The sequence below is a fragment of the Polaromonas sp. genome, assembly GCF_041689105.1.
Taxonomy (GTDB): Bacteria; Pseudomonadota; Gammaproteobacteria; order Burkholderiales; family Burkholderiaceae_C; genus Polaromonas.
On sequence record NZ_JBDNGU010000239.1, the window covers coordinates 1 to 18,734 of the forward strand.

At 62.0% G+C, this 18,734-nt stretch carries 16 protein-coding genes, 1 tRNA gene, 2 pseudogenes and 1 riboswitch; of the genes and pseudogenes, 6 read left to right on the forward strand and 13 right to left on the reverse strand.

Annotated elements, in window-relative coordinates; translation table 11 throughout:
• From ACESMT_RS21795 to cysM, 3 genes and pseudogenes are all read right to left on the reverse strand, one after another.
• A pseudogene (locus ACESMT_RS21795) lies at positions 1–690 on the reverse strand (long-chain fatty acid--CoA ligase); the annotation flags it as partial.
• A gap of 61 nt (positions 691–751) precedes the next feature.
• Positions 752–868: riboswitch (TPP riboswitch) on the reverse strand.
• 39 nt (positions 869–907) lie between these two features.
• Entirely contained in the window at positions 908–1,438 is a 531-nt protein-coding gene (locus ACESMT_RS21800) for an NUDIX domain-containing protein (RefSeq protein WP_372828681.1), read from the reverse strand.
• 147 nt (positions 1,439–1,585) lie between these two features.
• Positions 1,586–2,488, reverse strand: coding sequence for a cysteine synthase CysM (gene cysM, locus ACESMT_RS21805; RefSeq protein ID WP_372828682.1), 903 nt, complete (start codon positions 2,486–2,488; stop codon positions 1,586–1,588).
• 40 nt (positions 2,489–2,528) lie between these two features.
• Between cysM and ACESMT_RS21810 the strand changes: the two genes are divergently transcribed.
• A tRNA-Leu gene (locus ACESMT_RS21810) sits at positions 2,529–2,613 on the forward strand.
• Between the two features lie 236 nt (positions 2,614–2,849).
• Positions 2,850–3,896 carry a S1C family serine protease gene (locus tag ACESMT_RS21815; RefSeq protein WP_372828683.1) on the forward strand — a complete coding sequence of 349 codons (1,047 nt, stop codon included), beginning with the start codon at positions 2,850–2,852 and terminating at the stop codon, positions 3,894–3,896.
• Positions 3,897–3,945: 49 nt separating this feature from the next.
• On the opposite strand, the gene ACESMT_RS21820 is transcribed toward ACESMT_RS21815, so the two are convergent.
• Positions 3,946–4,893 carry an SDR family oxidoreductase gene (locus ACESMT_RS21820; protein ID WP_372828684.1) on the reverse strand — a complete coding sequence of 316 codons (948 nt, stop codon included), beginning with the start codon at positions 4,891–4,893 and terminating at the stop codon, positions 3,946–3,948.
• Between the two features lie 65 nt (positions 4,894–4,958).
• Between ACESMT_RS21820 and ACESMT_RS21825 the strand changes: the two genes are divergently transcribed.
• A complete protein-coding gene (locus ACESMT_RS21825) occupies positions 4,959–6,002 on the forward strand; it encodes a CDP-6-deoxy-delta-3,4-glucoseen reductase (RefSeq protein ID WP_372828685.1) in 1,044 nt (347 codons plus the stop codon).
• 569 nt (positions 6,003–6,571) lie between these two features.
• Here ACESMT_RS21825 and ACESMT_RS21830 read toward each other — a convergent pair.
• From ACESMT_RS21830 to ACESMT_RS21870, 9 genes are all read right to left on the reverse strand, one after another.
• Complete coding sequence (locus ACESMT_RS21830; RefSeq protein WP_372828686.1) at positions 6,572–7,570, reverse strand: Bug family tripartite tricarboxylate transporter substrate binding protein; 999 nt, start codon at positions 7,568–7,570, stop codon at positions 6,572–6,574.
• A 152-nt stretch (positions 7,571–7,722) separates the two neighbouring features.
• A complete protein-coding gene (locus ACESMT_RS21835; protein WP_372828687.1) occupies positions 7,723–8,439 on the reverse strand; it encodes an ABC transporter ATP-binding protein in 717 nt (238 codons plus the stop codon).
• A 14-nt stretch (positions 8,440–8,453) separates the two neighbouring features.
• Entirely contained in the window at positions 8,454–9,221 is a 768-nt protein-coding gene (locus ACESMT_RS21840; RefSeq protein ID WP_372828688.1) for an ABC transporter ATP-binding protein, read from the reverse strand.
• Positions 9,222–9,232: 11 nt separating this feature from the next.
• Entirely contained in the window at positions 9,233–10,342 is a 1,110-nt protein-coding gene (locus ACESMT_RS21845) for an ABC transporter ATP-binding protein (RefSeq protein ID WP_372828689.1), read from the reverse strand.
• Positions 10,343–10,355: 13 nt separating this feature from the next.
• Positions 10,356–11,285 (reverse strand): branched-chain amino acid ABC transporter permease, encoded by a 930-nt coding sequence (locus tag ACESMT_RS21850; protein WP_372828690.1) that lies wholly within the window; start codon positions 11,283–11,285, stop codon positions 10,356–10,358.
• A gap of 272 nt (positions 11,286–11,557) precedes the next feature.
• Positions 11,558–12,895, reverse strand: coding sequence for a replication-associated recombination protein A (locus ACESMT_RS21855; protein ID WP_372828691.1), 1,338 nt, complete (start codon positions 12,893–12,895; stop codon positions 11,558–11,560).
• A 24-nt stretch (positions 12,896–12,919) separates the two neighbouring features.
• On the reverse strand, positions 12,920–13,630 hold the full coding sequence (gene lolA, locus ACESMT_RS21860; protein ID WP_372828692.1) for an outer membrane lipoprotein chaperone LolA: 711 nt from the start codon (positions 13,628–13,630) through the stop codon (positions 12,920–12,922).
• A gap of 110 nt (positions 13,631–13,740) precedes the next feature.
• Complete coding sequence (locus ACESMT_RS21865; protein ID WP_372828693.1) at positions 13,741–16,071, reverse strand: DNA translocase FtsK; 2,331 nt, start codon at positions 16,069–16,071, stop codon at positions 13,741–13,743.
• 70 nt (positions 16,072–16,141) lie between these two features.
• Complete coding sequence (locus tag ACESMT_RS21870) at positions 16,142–16,819, reverse strand: Crp/Fnr family transcriptional regulator (protein ID WP_372828694.1); 678 nt, start codon at positions 16,817–16,819, stop codon at positions 16,142–16,144.
• 165 nt (positions 16,820–16,984) lie between these two features.
• Here ACESMT_RS21870 and trxB point away from each other — a divergent pair, with 165 nt between their 5' ends.
• The 3 genes and pseudogenes from trxB to rpmG all read left to right on the forward strand — a co-directional run bounded on the left by trxB (position 16,985) and on the right by rpmG (position 18,695).
• A complete protein-coding gene (trxB, locus tag ACESMT_RS21875) occupies positions 16,985–17,926 on the forward strand; it encodes a thioredoxin-disulfide reductase (protein ID WP_372828695.1) in 942 nt (313 codons plus the stop codon).
• A gap of 356 nt (positions 17,927–18,282) precedes the next feature.
• Positions 18,283–18,516: a 50S ribosomal protein L28 gene (gene rpmB / locus ACESMT_RS21880; protein ID WP_077593832.1), complete on the forward strand. Its 234-nt coding sequence runs from the start codon at positions 18,283–18,285 to the stop codon at positions 18,514–18,516.
• An 11-nt stretch (positions 18,517–18,527) separates the two neighbouring features.
• Positions 18,528–18,695 (forward strand): annotated as a pseudogene (gene rpmG / locus ACESMT_RS21885) (50S ribosomal protein L33).
• The last annotated feature ends 39 nt before the right edge of the window (positions 18,696–18,734 follow it).

An 18,734-nucleotide genomic window follows, 5' to 3' on the forward strand; every position in this document is an offset into this window, starting at 1 on the left:
CTGCCCCTTGAAGCCGCCGGTGTCCAAGACACGGCTGCCCGGCGGCAGGGTAAAACTTTTGCCCAGCCGCTGCAGCGCGTCGAGCAGGTGCACAAAGCTGTAACTCGCGCCCAGCATCGCGTAAGGCTCGCCGGTCTGCTGAGCGCGCTCCAGCTCGGCGACCACGCGCGCGGCATCCAGCCCCTGCTGCGTGAGCAGGTAGTGGCTGGCATTAGTGCCAAACTCCCGCAGCGCCAGCGCCAGGTAGTGCGCCAGCGAAGAGTTGGGCAGCATTGTTTCGTCGGGAAAAAGAATGCCCATGCGGATTTTCCGGTCGCTGCCGTGCATGAAGCGCTGGCGGAAGTTGCGGACCATCGAATCGTCGTAGACCGCGAGTGTCGGGTGGTGGTGTTTGCCTTTGACCTCTTTTTGCGTGGTGCCGCTGGTCATGAAGGTTCGCTCGGCATCTGCCGCCGGGATGCAGCTCAGGGTCAAGGCCTTGAAGGCGCTGATGGGCACGGCCGGAATATCGCGCCAGCTTTTGACGGTGCGCAGGGTTTTGCCGCGCTGCTGGCAAAAACGCTGGAAAGGCAGGTTGTGCTGGTACTGATGCGCGAAAAGCGTGAGCGCCTGTTGGTCGAAGGCCTCTTCGGGTGGCGCGTCACCGGCCATGAAGGCCAGCAGCTCAGCAATCAACGGGGAGGAAGCCATACGTCACGCTTTCGGTTGCCTGTTAAACACAAGTGCTCCGAAAGATGTGGCAGGCCCGCGCCGGGTTGCTGACAGCTCTCCTTACGTCGGTATGAACCGATTCAAGTTCGCGGGTTTGGTTCTGACCATCTCAGCCACCCTTGCTGTCACCAGCAAGGCTGCACCCCGGAGCAAGGCAAATTCTCGCGGAATGCGCCCTGCCCCGGTGCCGGCACGCTCAAGCCCGCTTGGCCCATTCGACAAACTCCGGCTCGTAGCCCTTTGACTTGAGGAAGTCCGCCATCGCGTAGCCGGTACCGGCGGGCCAGCATTTGACGTCTTCGTGGGCATAAAGTTTGTAGTCGACCAGCTCAGGCGAGAGCTTGACCTCGCCATGGCCGACGGCGCTGTAGGCGATGATGATCTGGTTCATGCGCTGGAAGTCGTAGACGCCGATCAGCTTGAGGTCGGTCACGTCGAGATTCGTTTCTTCTTTAACCTCGCGGGTGATGCCGCCTTCGGGCGTTTCGCCAGCTTCCATGAAGCCGGTGATCAGCGCGTACATCTTCGCCGTCCAGGCCGCGTTGCGCGCCAGCAAGATCTTGCCCTGGTACTCAATCACCCCGGCCAGCACCGGCACCGGGTTGTTCCAGTGGGTGTAGTCGCAGGCCGGGCAACGCAGGCGCTCGGTCGCGCCGCTGTCTTCCATCTGGGAAATCATCGCCAGCGGGGTGGCACAGTTGGGGCAGAACTTGAATTCATGGGTCATGACACTGGTATCCTCATCCGAATCGAGATGTAAAAATTTGGTCCCCGTCATCCCGGACTTGATCCGGGATCCATGCCACGGGAACCACCTGCCTGGTCAACGCGGCATGGATTGCGGGTCACGCCCGCAATGACAACGCTGGGTGGTTCAAGCGGGAAAAACGCCGGTGGACAGGTAACGGTCACCCCGGTCGCAGACGATGAAAACAATCACTGCGTTCTCGACGGTTTTGGCAACCTCCTGCGCCACCCAGCAGGCGCCCGCCGCAGAGATGCCGGCAAAAATGCCTTCCTCGCGCGCCATGCGGCGGCACATGTCTTCAGCATCCAGCTGGCTGACCAGCACGGTCTGGTCAATATGGCGGGGGTCGTAAATCTTCGGCATGTAGGCCTCTGGCCATTTGCGGATGCCGGGAATGCGTGAACCTTCGCTCGGCTGCGCGCCGATGATGCGGATCGCCGGGTTTTTTTCTTTCAGGAAACGCGACACGCCGGTGATGGTGCCCGTGGTGCCCATGGCGCTGACAAAGTGCGTCACCTTGCCCGCCGTGTCGGCCCAGATCTCGGGGCCGGTGGTCTCGTAGTGAATGCGCGGGTTGTCCTGGTTGGCAAACTGGTCCAGCACGCGGCCCTTGCCGTCTTTTTCCATCTGCGCGGCCAGGTCGCGGGCGTGTTCCATGCCGCCACTTTTGCGCGTGAGGATCAGCTCGGCGCCAAAGGCCTTCATGGTTTGTGCGCGTTCAATCGACAGGTCCTCCGGCATGATCAGCACCATGCGGTAGCCCTTGATGGCTGCGGCCATGGCCAGCGCAATACCGGTGTTTCCGGACGTCGCCTCGATCAGCGTGTCGCCAGGTTTGATCTCGCCGCGCTCTTCAGCGCGCTTGATCATGGACAGCGCAGGCCGGTCTTTCACCGAGCCGGCGGGGTTGTTGCCTTCGAGCTTGCCGAGGACCACATTGTGGCGTTGGGTGTTGCTGTCGGCCTGGATACGTTGCAGTGCGACAAGCGGCGTTTTGCCAATGGCGTCTTCTAAAGTCGGGTAAGTCATACCCTGCACTGTGCCATAATTTGCCTCTTCGCATCCTGCAGCCCGGGTGGTGAAATTGGTAGACGCAGGGGACTCAAAATCCCCCGCCGAAAGGCGTGCCGGTTCGATTCCGGCCCCGGGCACCAGATACCGGCCCTTCCGTTATGGAGGGGCCTTTTTTGTGGCCGGCTGAAAGCCCAGATCCTGCCAGTCATGATTTCAGCTAGCAAATTACCCCCCCACCAACTCAGCGCCTGGCAGGCTGATATCTGACAGCGGACAGCGGCGGCAACTGACGGTTTTTTTATACCCGATGCTTGCATGGGCATTCGATTGAGCGCATTCTCGGATGGCAGCTTGTGCGCTGCTTCAGGAGTCTGTCATGCGCTTGCTCAATCGCTGCTTGTTCCCCCTGGTTTGCGCCTCTGTGCTGTGCGGCACAGCCGCCCACGCAGCCACGGTGCAGCCTGCCGCAGCGCAGGCCATGATCGATGCGCTGAGCCGGGCCAACGCCGCCGTGGTCGGCGTCAGGGTCAGCGCCTCTGCGGATGCGCGATCTGCCGAAACCCTCGGTCAGCGCCGCAGCGGTTCGGGCGTGGTCATCGGCAAAGACGGCCTGATCCTGACCATTGGCTACCTGCTGCTGGAGGCCGAGCAGATCGAGATCGTCACCCAGGACAACAAAACCCTGCCGGCGCGGGCCGTGGCCTACGACCTGGCCACCGGTTTCGGCCTGCTGCGGCCGCTGCTGCCGCTGCGCAACGTCAGCGCCGTCACGCTGGGAAGCAGCCAGGCTCTGGAGCCTGGTGAACCCCTGATGGCGATGACCGGGCCGCAAGCCAATGACGACGGCGATGTGAGCATGACGCGGCTGGTCAGCAAACGCGCTTTTTCGGGCAACTGGGAGTACCACATCGACTCGGCGCTGTTCACCAGCCCGCCGGTACTGGCCAGCGGCGGCAACCACAGCGGGGCACCACTGTTCAACAGCAAGGGCGAGCTGCTGGGGATAGGCTCGCTGTTTGTCTCCAACGCGGCCGATGACAACGTGCGCCTGCCGGGCAACATGTTTGTGCCGGTTGATCTGCTCCGCCCCATCCTGGCCGAATTGCAGCAGTCCGGCACCAGCTTCAAAAGCCGCCGACCCTGGCTGGGGTTGACGTCCAACGACCAGGGCGGACGCGTACAGATCATGCGTGTCAGCAAAGACAGCCCGGCGCAACTGGCGGGACTGGAAGCCGGTAATGTGGTGCTGGCGGTAGACGGCGACACGGTGGCCACGCTGGAGGCTTTTTACAAAAAACTCTGGGACCGCGCCGCGCCCGACACGGAGGTCCGCCTCACGGTGCTGCAGGGCGTCGAGGTCAAGACCATTGTGCTCAAGGCCCAGGACCGGTTGCTGACGCTGAAAAAGCCTTCCGGCATCTAGAAAAATCGGACTCCAGCCCTTTTCTGGCGGGCGCAAGGCGCTCCTCTTTTTATAGCACCGAGGCGACTGGCGGCGCCGCGAGGCCCTGCGCCACTGTCGGGTAGCGCAAAACAATGCGCAACTCGCGCTTGAGCCGCGTGTTGTCCAGTCGGCGTGACTCCCCCATGAAACTCAGCAGCATCAATGGCAACTGATCCTGCGCAGTGCTGCGCGGCACACGCTGCGGGCGTGGCAGGCCATACAGGTCGGCGGCGAGGTCGAAGTAGTCGCCCATTTTGAGCTGGGTATCGTCGCTCGCATTGGTGATGCGCTGCGGCTTGCCGCGCCAGAGCGCCGCCAGGCAGGCGCGCGCCAGGTCGTCGGCGTGGATGTGGTTGGTGTACACGTCGTCCTGCTGCTGTAGCACCGGTGTGCCCTTGAGCAGGCGCGTACGCGGCGTGCCGCCGTCGCGGTCCGGGGCGTAAATGCCCGGTATGCGCAGCGTGTGAACGCGCACTCCGCTGGAGCGGCCGAAAAAGCGCAGTTGCTGTTCTGCATCGACACGGCGCTGCGCACGCGGCGTGTGCGGGTTCACGCTACGCACCTCGCTGGCCCACGCACCGTCGCAGTTGCCGTAGACGCCGCTGGTCGAGCCGTACACCAGCGACTGCGGCAGGCCGCGCAGGCGCAGCGCGCGCAGCAGCGCCAGGGTGCGCGGGTCACGCCGCCAGTCAGGCAGCTTCTCGCCCGGTGGTGGCGCCAGGTGGATCACGCGTGTGGCCAGCCCGGCCAGGCGGCGCAGGGTGCCCGGCTGGTCCAGGTTGCCGGCCAGCGGCGTGATGGCGCTGGCCCGCAACAAGGGGATTTTTTCGCTGGAGGAAGTCAGCGCCAGCACGCGAACACGCGAAGGCAACTGGTGCGCCACGCGCAGGCCGACATCACCGCAGCCGATGATGAGCACGCGCTGGCGGCGAAAGCGGGACGGCAGGGCGCCAAGGGGACTTTGGTTTGAGGGCAAAATTGGGGAATCTGCTGATAAACAGCACGATCTATAAATACAGACAATGTCCGAGGATACCGAATATGACTTTCAACGTCACCGTGCTGCCCAGCGGCCGCGCCTTCACCGCCAACCCCGACGAAGCGCTGCTGGCCGCAGCCATCCGCCAGGGCGTGGGCATGCCTTATGGCTGCAAGGACGGCGCCTGCGGGTCGTGCAAGTGCAAAAAGCTTGAAGGCACGGTCGTACATGGCCCGCACCAGGTCAAGGCGCTCAGCCATGAGGAAGAAGCCGCCGGCTTCATCCTGACCTGCTGCGGCGTGGCGCAGACCGACGTGGTGCTGGAGTCGCGCCAGGTGACCGACGAGAGTGCTTTTCCGATCAAGAAAATGCCATCACGGGTGAGCGCCATGGCGCGCTTGTCACACGACGTGATGGTGATCCGCCTGCAACTGCCGGCTGCCGATGTTTTCAAATACCATGCCGGCCAGTATGTCGAATTTTTGCTGCGTGATGGCGACCGGCGCAGCTACTCCATGGGCAATGCACCGCACACCCAGCTCGACAACCCCGGACTTGAGCTGCACCTGCGCCACATGTCGGGCGGCAAGTTCACCGACCATGTGTTCACGGCCATGAAGGAAAAGGACATCCTGCGCGTCGAGGGCCCTTACGGCAGCTTCTTCCTGCGCGAGGACAGCGACAAACCCATGGTGCTGCTGGCCTCGGGCACTGGCTTTGCACCCATCAAGGCGCTGATCGAACACATGCAGCACAAGGGCATCACGCGACCGGCTGTCCTGTACTGGGGCGGGCGCCGCCCAGCCGACCTGTACATGAACGACTGGGTACTGGCCAAAGTGGCCGAGATGCCCAATCTGAGGTATGTACCGGTGATCTCCGACGCCCTGCCCGAAGACAACTGGACCGGCCGTACCGGCTTTGTGCACCAATCCGTGCTGCAGGACTTTCCCGACCTGTCGGGCCACCAGGTCTATGCCTGCGGCGCACCCATCGTTGTTGATTCGGCGCGCGCCGACTACCACGCGCTGGGTGGGCTGCCGGAAGAAGAGTTTTTTGCCGACTCGTTCACGACCGAGGCGGACAAAGCGAAGGCGCTGGCTTGAGCTTCGGTTGAAGTCCAGCTGAAGTCCGGGATTTGAGGCATCACGCTGCGCCTGCGGTTTGCTCTGGACAGTAGGAGCGACTCCCCACTCCCAACCCTCATGTGGCCGCGTGTGCTTCGCTCGCGTGCAAACATGGCGGTCGCGTATTCACCGGTGTGTGCGCTTTGCGCGCACGCACCAGTTGTCACTCCGGTGAAGGCCGGAATCCATCCCCGGCCCGGATTCGAGTCCGCTCCCCACCCTTCGGGCTGGGCCGAGGAGCGCAGGCAAAAGCGGATCAGGGCTTGCGATTGTCTGAGCCGAAGGCGAGTTCGAGCGAGACCCCGCTTTTGTCGAGCACCGCAGGTTGCCCGCAGCGAAGCGAAGGGACCCAGACCATCGGGTCGCCTTTCTTTTGGGTACTTTTCTTTGGCGAAGCAAAGACAAAGTGCCTCGCCCGCCGGGGCGAGACCCGGCCAGCAGGAAGATCCAACAGAAGCACAAACTAGCACAGACATCAATCTGCTATGATTTCAATAGCTGCTCGCGCCCGCCAGATAAGGGCTAGAGCCTCAAAAGGCTCAATAAACTCAATCCACCCGCGCGCCGGAAGCTTTCACCACTTTTTCATACTTCGCCAGCTCAGCTTTCATAAAATCGCCGAACTGCTCCGGCGTGCTGGCCACCGGCTCGGCCATCAGTGTGGCAAAACGGGTTTTGGCTTCGGGCGAATTGAGCGCGGCGACAAAAGCCTGGTTCAGTTTGGCGACCACGTCTTTCGGTGTGGCAGCCGGGGCCACCAGGCCCCACCAGGTGTCGATGGCAAAACCCTTGAGCGTCTCGGCCACAGCCGGCACCTCGGGCAGCATCGCGCTGCGGGTAGCGGTGGTCACGGCCAGCGCCTTGAGCTTGCCAGCCTTGATGTTGGCCGAGGCAGTGGCCAGGTTGTCGAAGTTGAAATCGACCTGGCCACTCAGCAGCGCCAGCTGGGCCGGGTTGCCGCCGTTGTAGGGAATATGCAGCGCAAAAATGCCGGCCTGCGCCTTGAACATTTCGCCAGCCAGGTGGCCAGCGCTGCCGTTGCCGCCGCTGCCGTAATTGAGCTTGGCAGGGTTGGCCCTGGCGTAACTGATCAGGTCGGCCAGGGTATTGATGTTCAAACGTTTGGCCGTGTCGGCGTTTACCACCAGCACATTGGGCACACGCAGCATTTGCGTGATGGGGGCAAAGTCGGTCGCCGCGTTGTAGGGCATCTTGCTGTACAGCCACGGGTTGATGGCGTGCGTGGCGACGGCGGCAATGCCGATGGTCAGGCCGTCGGGCGCTGCCTTGGCCACCACGTCTGCGCCAATGTTGCCGCCACCGCCGGGGCGGTTTTCAATGATCACCGTGCCCAGCGTGTCCTTGACGCGTTCGGCCATCAGGCGCGCGGTCACGTCGATGGGGCCGCCGGGGGCGTAAGGCACCACAATGCGCATGACTTTGGTCTGGGCATGGGCGACAGACAGGGTGGAACACAGGGCCAACGCAGCGATGGACGAGATCGCCAAGGCGCGGACCGACATAAGGGGAGGGAAATATGTTTTCATGGCCCCTATTGTGCAAAAAACAGGAGGGCCGCGTCACTGCGGGATTACCTAGGTGCCCAACGCACCAAACTGGACCGAATGGCGCGAACGCTATCAATAAAGTAGCTGCTTACGCCCACCAGAAAAGGGCTGGAGACCGAAAAGACTTGCGATTACTCGCCCAGGTAAGCCGCACGCACGCGCGGATCGCTGAGCAGCTCCTTCGCGTCGCCGTTCATGGTGACCATGCCCGACTCCATCACATAACCCCGGTCGGCAATGCCCAGCGCACGGCTGGCATTCTGCTCGACCAGCAGTACCGTGACGCCGCGCGAAGACACATCTTTGACGACCTCGAAAATCTTGTCCACCATGATCGGGCTCAGGCCCATGGACGGCTCGTCGAGCAGCAGCACCTTGGGCCGGCTCATCAGGGCGCGGGCCATGGCCAGCATCTGCTGCTCACCGCCGCTCATGGTGCCGGCGAGCTGGTCCTTGCGCTCGCGCAAGCGCGGAAAAATGGTGAACATTTTCTCGACGTCTTCGGCAATGCCGGCTTTGTCGTCGCGGATGTAGGCGCCCATCTGCAGGTTTTCGGAGATGGTCATGCGGGTGAACACGCCGCGGCCTTCGGGCACCATGGCCAGGCCGTCCTTGACGAGGTCCCAGGCCCCTTTGCCCTTGATGCTTTTACCCAGGTATTCGATGTCGCCCTCGGCCATCGGCAAGGTGCCGGTGATGGCTTTCATGGTGGTGGTCTTGCCGGCGCCGTTGGAGCCGATCAGCGTGACGAGTTCGCCTTCATGGACTTCAAAGTCAACGCCCTTGACGGCCTTGATGCCACCGTAGGCCACTTTGAGGCCGGTCACTTTGAGCAGTGTGTTTGCCATGTCGCTGTGTTCCTTCAATGACCTGTGCCCAGGTAGGCGGTGATCACTTTTTCGTTTTTCTGCACTTCGGCGGGCAGGCCTTCGGCAATCTGCTTGCCGTAGTCGAGCACCGTGACCCGGTCGCACAGGCCCATCACGAGTTTGACATCGTGCTCGATCAGCAAAATCGTGCGGTTGTCCTTGCGGATCTGGTCGATCAGTTCGCGCAACTGCACCTTCTCGGTGGCGTTCATGCCGGCGGCCGGTTCGTCGAGCGCGATCAGTTGCGGGTCGGTAGCCAGCGCGCGAGCAATCTCAAGCCGGCGCTGGTCACCGTAGCTCAGGGTGCGCGCCTTGTAGTCGGCAAACTTGCCAATGCCCACGTAGTCGAGCAGTTCCTGCGAGCGTTTGGCTATCGCCGCTTCCTCGGCCTTGAATCCGGGGGTGCGAAACACGGCGCCGATCAGGCCTGATTTGGTGCGGACGTGGCGTCCGACCATGACATTTTCGAGAGCGGTCATGTCGGCAAACAGCCGGATGTTCTGAAAAGTGCGCGCAATGCCGGCCTTGGCCACTTCGTGCACCGCCGACGGCTTGTAGGGCTTGCCCGCCAGCTCGAAGGTGCCGCCATCAGGTGTATACAGCCCGGTCAGCACATTAAAAAACGTGGTCTTGCCAGCGCCATTGGGACCGATCAGCCCGTAAACCTGGCCGCGTTCGATGTGGATGCCAACGTCGCTGAGGGCCTGGAGGCCGCCAAAGCGCTTGGAAACGCCGGTTACTTTGAGAATGGTGTCGCTCATGTCCATTCTCCTTAAGGGTTGATTGACTGGATAGGATCGGGGCCGACCGGCTTGTTCAGCGACTTGCCGTGATCGGGCGCGGGCCACAGGCCTCTGGGTCGTGACAGCATGATCACGATCATGGCCAGGGCGATCAACAGCTGGCGCAGGATGGCGGCGTCAAGGCGCCCGCCCGTCATGGCCTGCAGCGGCCCGGCCACATGGCGCAGCACCTCCGGCAGCGCAGCCAGCAGCAGGGCGCCCAGAATGACACCCGGCAGGTGGCCGATGCCGCCCAGCACGACCATCGCGACGATCATGATCGATTCCATCAGGCTGAAGGACTCGGGCGAGACAAAGCCCTGGAAGGCGGCAAACATCGAGCCGGACACACCGCCAAAAGTCGCTCCCATACCGAAGGCCAGCAGCTTCATGTTGCGTGTATTGATACCCATGGCCTTGGCCGCGATCTCGTCCTCACGAATGGCCATCCAGGCGCGGCCGATGCGGGAATTTTCCAGGCGGTGACAGATGATCACCGACACGATCACCAGCGCCAGGAACAGGTAGTAATACATGGACACCGAGGCGATCTCGATACCGAACAGGTAATGCGTATCCCCCAGGTCGAATCCAAAAAACTTCATCGAATCGATCTGGTTGATGCCCTTGGGTCCGTTGGTCAGGTTGATCGGGCGGTCCAGGTTGTTCAGGAAAACGCGGATGATTTCGCCAAAACCCAGCGTGACGATGGCCAGGTAGTCGCCGCGCAGCTTGAGCACCGGAACACCCAGCAACACCCCGAAGCAGGCGGCAATCAGGGCCGCCAGCGGAATGACCGCCCAGATCGGCAGATGCAGACCGTTCGGAAAGGCTGCCGCCACTGCGGGGAAGGCGTCGGCCAGGTGCGGCGAACCCAGCAGCGCAAACAGGTAGGCGCCGACGGCAAAAAAAGCAACGTAGCCCAGATCCAGCAGGCCGGCGTAACCGACCACGATGTTCAGGCCCAGCGCCAGCAGCACATACAGCAGCGCCATGTCGACAATGCGAACCCAGGCGTTGCCGCCCTGCTGCAGCAAAATCGGCAGGATCAGCAGCGCAACGGCAACCACCAGAAAGGTAAAGAGTCTGTTTTTCTTCATCATGATGCTTCCCCTAGGCTCTGTCCGCCACCCGCTCACCGAGCAGGCCTGAGGGCCGCAACGTGAGCACGAAAATCAGCACAACAAAAGCGAAAATGTCCGAATACTGGCTGCCCAGCACTCCGCCGGTCCAGGTGCCCAGGTAACCCCCGCCAATGGCTTCGATCAGCCCCAGCAGGATGCCGCCCAGCACTGCACCACCGAGGTTGCCGATGCCGCCGAACACTGCGGCGGTGAAAGCCTTGAGGCCGGGCAGAAAGCCCATGGTGTGCTGCACCGTGCCGTAGTTGGACGCGTACATCACGCCGGCCAGCGCGGCCAGCACCGCGCCGATGATGAAGGTTGCGGAAATGACGGTGTCGGGCTTGACGCCCATCAGCGCGGCGACACGGGGGTTCTCGGCCGTGGCGCGCATCGCCCGGCCCAGCTTGGTGTAATTGACCAGGTACATCAGGATGGCCAGCGACACCGCCGTTGCGCCCAGGATGAAAATTTGCGTCACGGTGATGACGGCGCCGGCAAACTGCAGCGGCTCTGAAGGCAGCAGCGTGGGGTAGGGTTTGTAGTTGGGCTTCCAGATGATCATGGCCAGCGTCTGCAGCAGGATGGACACGCCGATGGCGGTGATCAGTGGCGCCAGCCGCGGCGAGTTTCGCAGGGGCCGGTAAGCGATTTTTTCAATCGAAAAATTGAGCGCCCCGCAGACCACAAACGCAATCAGCAAAGAACACAGCAGAATAATCCAGCCCGGCGTTCCCGGCATGGCCTCCTGCATCCAGATGATGATGGTCCAGCTGGTAATGGCCCCGACCATCAGGACTTCGCCGTGGGCAAAGTTGATCAGGCCAATGATGCCGTACACCATGGTGTAGCCTAGGGCGACCAGGGCATACATGCTTCCCAGCACCAGCCCGTTGATGATTTGCTGAAGCAAAACTTCCATACTCACTCTCCCGTTGAATTCAGTTGCCAGCTCCGCCCCGCACCATGCGGAGCCACGTAGTATGGGATCGCTATGAAATCGCGCGAGTTAACAAAAAGCCCGCCGGTCAAAACCAGCGGACTGGCTGGGCTTGGGTGGCGAGCTAATGCGCAAATTGTAGCCAAGGCTCTCTAGCGAGAATCGGGCCAACGGGGCCGTTTTTGCGGGGTTTACCCTCGCGAAAATTGGTTTTTCAGGCTCCGTCAGCCTGTATCAGCAGCTATCGCTTCTGATTAGTTTTTCTGATTATTCTTCAGCCTCAATTCATTCAACTTATCTGAAATCCGGATTTCCAGACCACGATTCACCGGTCGGTAAAACCCGGGTGCGACCATGCCGTCAGGCAAATAGCTCTCACCGGCGGCAAAACCGTCTTCTTCGTCGTGGGCATACCGGTAGTTTTTGCCGTAGTCCAGCTCTTTCATGAGTTGGGTCGGCGCATTGCGCAGGTGCAGCGGCACCGGCCGGGTTCCGTCTTTCTTCACAAAAGCTTTGGCTTCGTTGAAAGCCTTGTAGACGGCATTGGACTTGGGTGCCACCGCCAGGTAGATCACACATTCGGCCAGCGCCAGATCGCCTTCGGGGGAGCCCAGGCGTTCATACACCTCTGCGGCATCGAGCGCGAGCCGCAGCGCGCGCGGATCAGCCAGGCCGACGTCTTCACTGGCCATGCGGATCAGGCGCCGCGCCATGTATTTGGGTTCGGCCCCGCCATCAAGCATGCGTACCAGCCAGTACAGCGCGGCGTCCGGGTCCGAGCCGCGCACCGATTTGTGCAGCGCCGAGATGGTGTCGTAAAACTGCTCGCCGCCCTTGTCGTAGCGGCGCAGCTGTTGACCCAGCACCTTGAGCAGCCAGGCCCCGGTAACGTCGACGCTGCCTGATTTTTTCTCGCGTCCGGCAGCCACGTCGAGCGACTCCAGCGTGTTGAGCAGGCGCCGCGCGTCGCCGTCGGCGTAGGCCACGAGCTTGTCGACTGCCTCATCCGCTATGCTATTAATAGCTGGTAGCGTCCGTTCCGCAAGGACCTTGGCGATGATCTGCCTGAGATCGTCCTCGCCCAGCGGCTGCAGCACGTAGACCACCGCGCGCGACAACAGGGCGGAGTTGACCTCGAAGGACGGGTTCTCGGTGGTCGCGCCTATGAAGGTGAACAGGCCGCTTTCCACATGCGGTAAAAAGGCGTCCTGCTGGGACTTGTTGAAGCGGTGTACCTCGTCAACAAACATGATGGTGCGCCGGCCCTGCCCCTGCCAGATGCTGGCCTGCTCGACCGCCTCGCGGATGTCCTTGACGCCGCCCAACACCGCCGAGATGGTGATGAAGTGGGCGTCAAAGCTGTTGGCCATCAGGCGCGCAATGGTGGTTTTACCCACGCCAGGCGGACCCCACAAGATGCAGCTGTGCGGCTGGCCCGATTCAAAGGCGATGCGCAGCGGCATGTCCTCGCCCAGCAGGTGCTGCTGGCCAATCACCTCGCCCAGGTGTTGCGGCCGGAAACGCTCAGCCAGGGGGGCAGCGGCTTTGGCATCCGCGCGCTGGCCGAACGGAGTGTCCGCGTGGGAAGCCATGTTGCCTGGGGCGTTATTGCCGCATTACTGCCGGATCACGTCCGCCCCGGCGGGCGGCTTGAACTGGAAGCCAGCCGTGCCTAGCGAAGGATTGACCTCAAAATTGCTGAAGGTCATGACCGAGCGCTGGCCGAAGCTGTCGAGGATTTCGAGCTGGGCCAGCTCGCTGCCCTTGCTGCTTTCCCTGAAACCGACCGTGATGCTTTGCACCTGGCCGTCCTTGGTCTTCGGTGTCGCCTGCACCCATTCGAAGCCATCCCTGTCGGGCTGCGGCACCAGGGTGAAATCAGCCTGCAGCGCCTTGATGTCGGCGGCAGCGGCAATCACGGCGGCCGGGGTGCCGCCCAGCACCTGCGTGAGCTTGCGCGCGGTGACCTGGTTCAGATCCACATCGTGCAGCCACAAGGTCTGGCCGTCCGACACGATGCTTTGTTCAAACGGTTTTTTGTAGACAAACTTGAAGCGGTTTGGGCGCAGGAACTCAAAACTGCCGCTGGAGGTTTTGGTTTTGGCAACCTGCCCATCGCGCGACGGGCTGGTGACGACCTGGGTGAAGCTGGCCCGCCCGCTTTTGGTGTTCTTGACAAAAGCCTCCAGGCTCTCCAGGCCGTTGGTGGTGGATATCTGGGCGCTGGCAGCGATGGAAAAGATGGCAAGCAGGCTCGCGAGCGCGGCGCGGATGGTACCGGCAGGTTTCGGGCGTGCCGGCGTGGATGAGAGAGAGAGGTTGATCATGGTGTTTCAGGAGGTGGTTCAGGACCCACCGGTGGTACAGATGTCTGTGGGACCCCGGCCTGCAGGATTGGTTGCCAGAACAATGTATAGCCGCAGTAAAGGCAGGCCTGTCATCCTTCGGCGCGCGCGGGCACCAGAATTTCGCGCTGGCCGCTGCCCGACATGGCGCTGACCATGCCCGACTTTTCCATCTCTTCAAGCATGCGGGCGGCCCGGTTGTAGCCGATTTTCAGGTGCCGCTGCACCAGCGAGATGGAGGCCTTGCGGTTTTTCAGCACGATCTCCACCGCCTGGTCGTACATCGGGTCCTTGTCGCCCTCGCCACCAGCCCCGGCATCCCCGAGCAAGTCGCCCTCGCCATCGACGGTACCGCCTTCGAGCACACCATCGATGTAGTTGGGCTCGCCTTGCGACTTCAGGTAGGCCACCACGCGGTGCACTTCATCGTCGCTGACAAACGCACCGTGCACGCGCATCGGAAAGCCGGTGCCGCTGGGCATGTAGAGCATGTCACCCATGCCCAGCAGCGCCTCGGCGCCCATCTGGTCGAGGATGGTGCGGCTGTCGATTTTGCTGCTGACCTGAAAGCTCAGACGCGTCGGAATATTCGCCTTGATCAGGCCGGTGATTACATCGACGCTGGGGCGCTGGGTGGCCAGCACCAGGTGGATGCCGGCAGCGCGCGCTTTTTGCGCGAGCCGCGCGATCAACTCCTCGATCTTCTTGCCGACCACCATCATCAAGTCGGCCAGCTCGTCAATCACCACCACGATGTAGGGCAGGCGCTCCAGCGGTTCGGGCTGCTCGGGCGTGAGGCTGAACGGGTTGTAAATAAACTCGCCGCGCGCCTTGGCGTCGTCGATCTTGACGTTGTAGCCGGCCAGGTTGCGCACGCCCATCTTGCTCATCAGCTTGTAGCGTTTTTCCATCTCGGCCACACACCAGTTCAGGCCGTGCGCGGCCTGCCGCATGTCGGTCACCACGGGAGCCAAAAGGTGCGGAATGCCTTCGTAGACGCTCATCTCCAGCATCTTCGGGTCAATCAGCAACAGGCGCACATCACGCGCGTCGGCCTTGTAAAGCAGGCTCAGGATCATCGCATTGATGCCGACCGATTTGCCCGAGCCGGTGGTGCCCGCCACCAGGCAGTGCGGCATCTTGGCAAGGTCGGCCACCACCGGCGCGCCGCTGATGTCCTTGCCCAGGCCAATCGTCAGCATGGACTTGGCTTCGTTGTACACCTGTGAGCCGAGGATCTCGCTGAGCTTGATGGACTGGCGCTTCGCGTTGGGTAGCTCCAGCGCCATGTAATTTTTGCCGGGAATGGTTTCAATCACGCGGATGGACACCAGGCTCAGCGCGCGCGCCAGATCCTTGGCCAGATTGACGATCTGCGCGCCCTTGACGCCGGTCGCCGGCTCGATTTCGTAACGCGTGATGACCGGCCCCGGCGCAGCGGCCACGACACGCACCTCGACGCCGAAATCCCTGAGTTTTTTCTCGATTAATCGCGAGGTCATCTCCAGCGTCTCGGGTGCCACCGTCTCCTGCCGGGTCAAGGCGCCGTCGAGCAGGTCTACCTGCGGGAGCTTGGAGTCTGGCATCTCGCTGAACAGCGGCTTTTGCCTTTCCTTGGCAACGCGTTCGCTTTTGGGAATGTCCGCCAGGGTCGGCTCAATCAGCACTGGCACCGGGCGATGCTCCTCGATCTCCGTGCGTTCTTCGATCAGGATTTCCTCACGCTGGCGTGCTGCGGCCCGGCCCACCGCCAGGTCTTCGGCAATCTCGCGTTTTTCCCGGCGCGAGTCGATCAACTCGTCGATCCACGCGCCGATGCGCTGGGCGGTGTGCGCCCAGGAAAAAGCAAACACCACCGACACCGCGATCACACCGACGGCAATCCAGACCAGGCCGGAGCCGGTGAAACCCAGCCATTTCACGCTGGCGGGCCCCGACAGATAACCCAGCACGCCGCCGGCATGGTCGGGAAGCTTGAACTCAAAGCGGTAGAGGCGCGACCACTCGAGGGCCGTGCTGGCCAGCAGCAGCAGGGCCAGACAGGACCAGAACCGGACACGGTGGAGTGCGCCGCGCGACGCGGCCTGGCTGCGCAGCCCGCGCGCCAGCGAGCCCAGCCAGGCACGTGCGCCCGCCGCCAGCGCCCACCACACGGAAAATCCGAACAGGAAATAACTGGCATCGGCCAGATGCGCGCCAAAACGTCCGCCCCAGTTGCGGACAGCGGCATCGGCCGCCGCCCTGCTGCCTGTGGTGGACCAGGCCGCGTCCTGCGGCGTGTAGCTGATCAGGGCACCCAGCCAGAAAACCAGCGCAAGCAGGCCCAGGATCAGGCTGACTTCATGCGCAAAGCGCTTGATGCCACCCGCAGCGCCGGCGGCCGCGGAGGTTCTGGAGTTCAAGGTATCGAGTGAATAAGTCATAGGGCAAGCACTGAGCTTACCTCAGTTACCCAGGCCTGCATGGCGCAAAAAGGTGACAGAAAAACTGTCGTCAGCCCAGGGTATTGAGCCTGTCTTTGACCCACATCGAGCCATCGGCGCGGGTCTCGATAAAGCCGCGTTCTTCCAGGTCTTTCATCACGCGGCTGACCATCTCGCGCGAGGCGCCGACCATCTTGGCCAGATCCTGGCGCGAAACCTTCTCGCGGATGACGGCGTTGCCTTCGCGGTCGGGTACCGCAGCCTCCAGCAGGGCCCTGGCGACGCGGCCGTACACGTCCATCAGGGCCAGCGACTCGATCTTTCGGTCGGCATGGCGCAAGCGCTGGACCAGACCTTTCATGACTGCGTAAGCCATGGAGCTGTTTTCGGGCAGGCAGCGGGCAAATTCCGGACGGCCCACGACCAGCACGTCGGTCTGGACTTCGGTGCGAACCGTGGCCGAATGCGGCTCGCTGTCGATGAGGCTCATTTCCCCGACGTAATCACCGGGGTGCAGGGTCGCCAGAATCACCTCCCGTCCGCGAGCGTCGGTGGTGATGACGCGGGCGCGCCCGGTCAGCAAAATGGCCAGGGCGTTGGACTGCTTGCCCTGCTCGACGATGGCTTCGCCGCGTTTGTAACGGCGCTTGATGACCGCCGCCGCCACGGCCTCGGCCTGGGTAGCGGTCAACATCGAAAACAGGGGAACCCGCCGGATCAGCTCAAGGTTGGACACCATCGTTGACATATCAAACTTCTCCAGACTGCGCCGCCGAAAGGACTTCGCACGAGTTCTTACAATGCATATGGACCAGCCAAATTTCAGGCCCACAGGGTTTTAAACCCTTGGACCGGCCTCAGCTATTTGCAACTCTAACTGAGTTCTAATGCTTTCCGAATCAGATTTTTCACCATGAACCACTCCAAAGTCCTCATTTTGGGCTCAGGCCCTGCCGGCTACACCGCCGCCGTTTATGCAGCCCGCGCCAACCTCAACCCGGTGCTGATCACCGGCATTGCGCAAGGTGGCCAGTTGATGACCACCACCGATGTGGACAACTGGCCGGCCGACGCGCAGGGCGTGCAGGGGCCCGACTTGATGCAGCGTTTTCTCGAACACGCCGAGCGCTTCAAGACCCAGATCATTTTTGACCACATCAACAAGGTCGACTTCAGCAAACGCCCCTTCACGCTGACCGGCGACAGCGGCACCTACACCTGCGACACACTGATCATTGCCACGGGCGCTTCGGCGAAGTACCTGGGCCTGGCATCAGAGACCGCCTTCATGGGTCGGGGGGTGTCCGGCTGCGCGACCTGCGACGGGTTCTTTTACCGCGACCAGAAGGTCTGCGTGGTGGGAGGCGGCAACACTGCGGTGGAAGAAGCGCTTTACCTGTCCAACATCGCCAGCAAGGTAGTCCTGGTGCATCGCCGTGACAAGTTCAAGGCCGAGGCCATCCTCATCGACAAGCTCCACGAAAAAGTAGCCGCCGGCAAGATCGAACTGAAATTGCACCAGACCCTGGACGAAGTGCTGGGTGACACCGCCGGCGTGAACGGCGTACGGCTCAAGAGCACGCAGACTGGCGCCACCGAAGACATCGCCCTGCAGGGTTGTTTTATCGCCATTGGCCACCAGCCCAACACCGACATCTTTGCGGGACAGCTGGACATGAAAGACGGCTACATCATCACCAAAACCGGGCTCCAGGGTTTTGCCACCATGACCAGCGTGCCGGGCGTGTTCGCCGCCGGCGATGTGCAGGACCATGTCTACCGCCAGGCCATCACCAGCGCCGGCACCGGCTGCATGGCGGCGCTCGATGCGCAGCGCTTTCTGGAGCAGAGTTAAGCCCCCACGGTCGCTCACTGCGTGTAGCTCCCTGCCCCCCGAGGGGGCCGCTGCGCCTGCGGTCTGGCAAAGCCAGTCCCGCAGCCCCTGCTTGAAAAGAGAAGAGCCCCCAAGCTTGTCGCTTCGCGTACTGCGCTGCCCCCCCCCGAGGGGGCGCTGCTCCTGCGAACCGGCAGAGCCGGATCTGCGGCCCTGGCTTGATTTTTTTCTCGGGAACGACGAGTAATCAGGCTCTGCACCCTCACCGCTGTACGCTTGAGATTTGAAGGCGCCTGGTTTTCAGGCTATAATCTATGGCTTAGCTGCGCATCCTCCGGGAGCCGGCATCCGATTTCTATTTTTTACGGAGAGTGCTCATGGCACGCGTCTGTCAGGTAACGGGCAAAGGCCCGATGGTGGGAAACAATGTTTCTCACGCCAACAACAAAACCAAACGCCGGTTTTTGCCTAATCTGCAATACCGCCGTTTCTGGGTTGAAACTGAAAACCGCTGGGTGCGCCTGCGCGTGACCAGCGCCGGTTTGCGCCTCGTTGACAAGCTCGGCATCGACGCGGTCCTTGTGGACCTGCGTGCCCGCGGCGAAATCTAAGGAGCATCATCATGGCTAAAGGCGCACGCGAAAAAATCAAGCTGGAATCAGCCGCCGGCACGGGTTACTTCTAGACGACCAACAAAAACAAGAAGACCACTCCTGACAAGATGCTGATGATGAAATTTGATCCCAAAGTACGCAAACACGTGGAATACAAGGAAATCAAGCTGAAGTAATTCAGCCTGTTTCCAGCGCTGCCTGTCATCGCTTTTGAA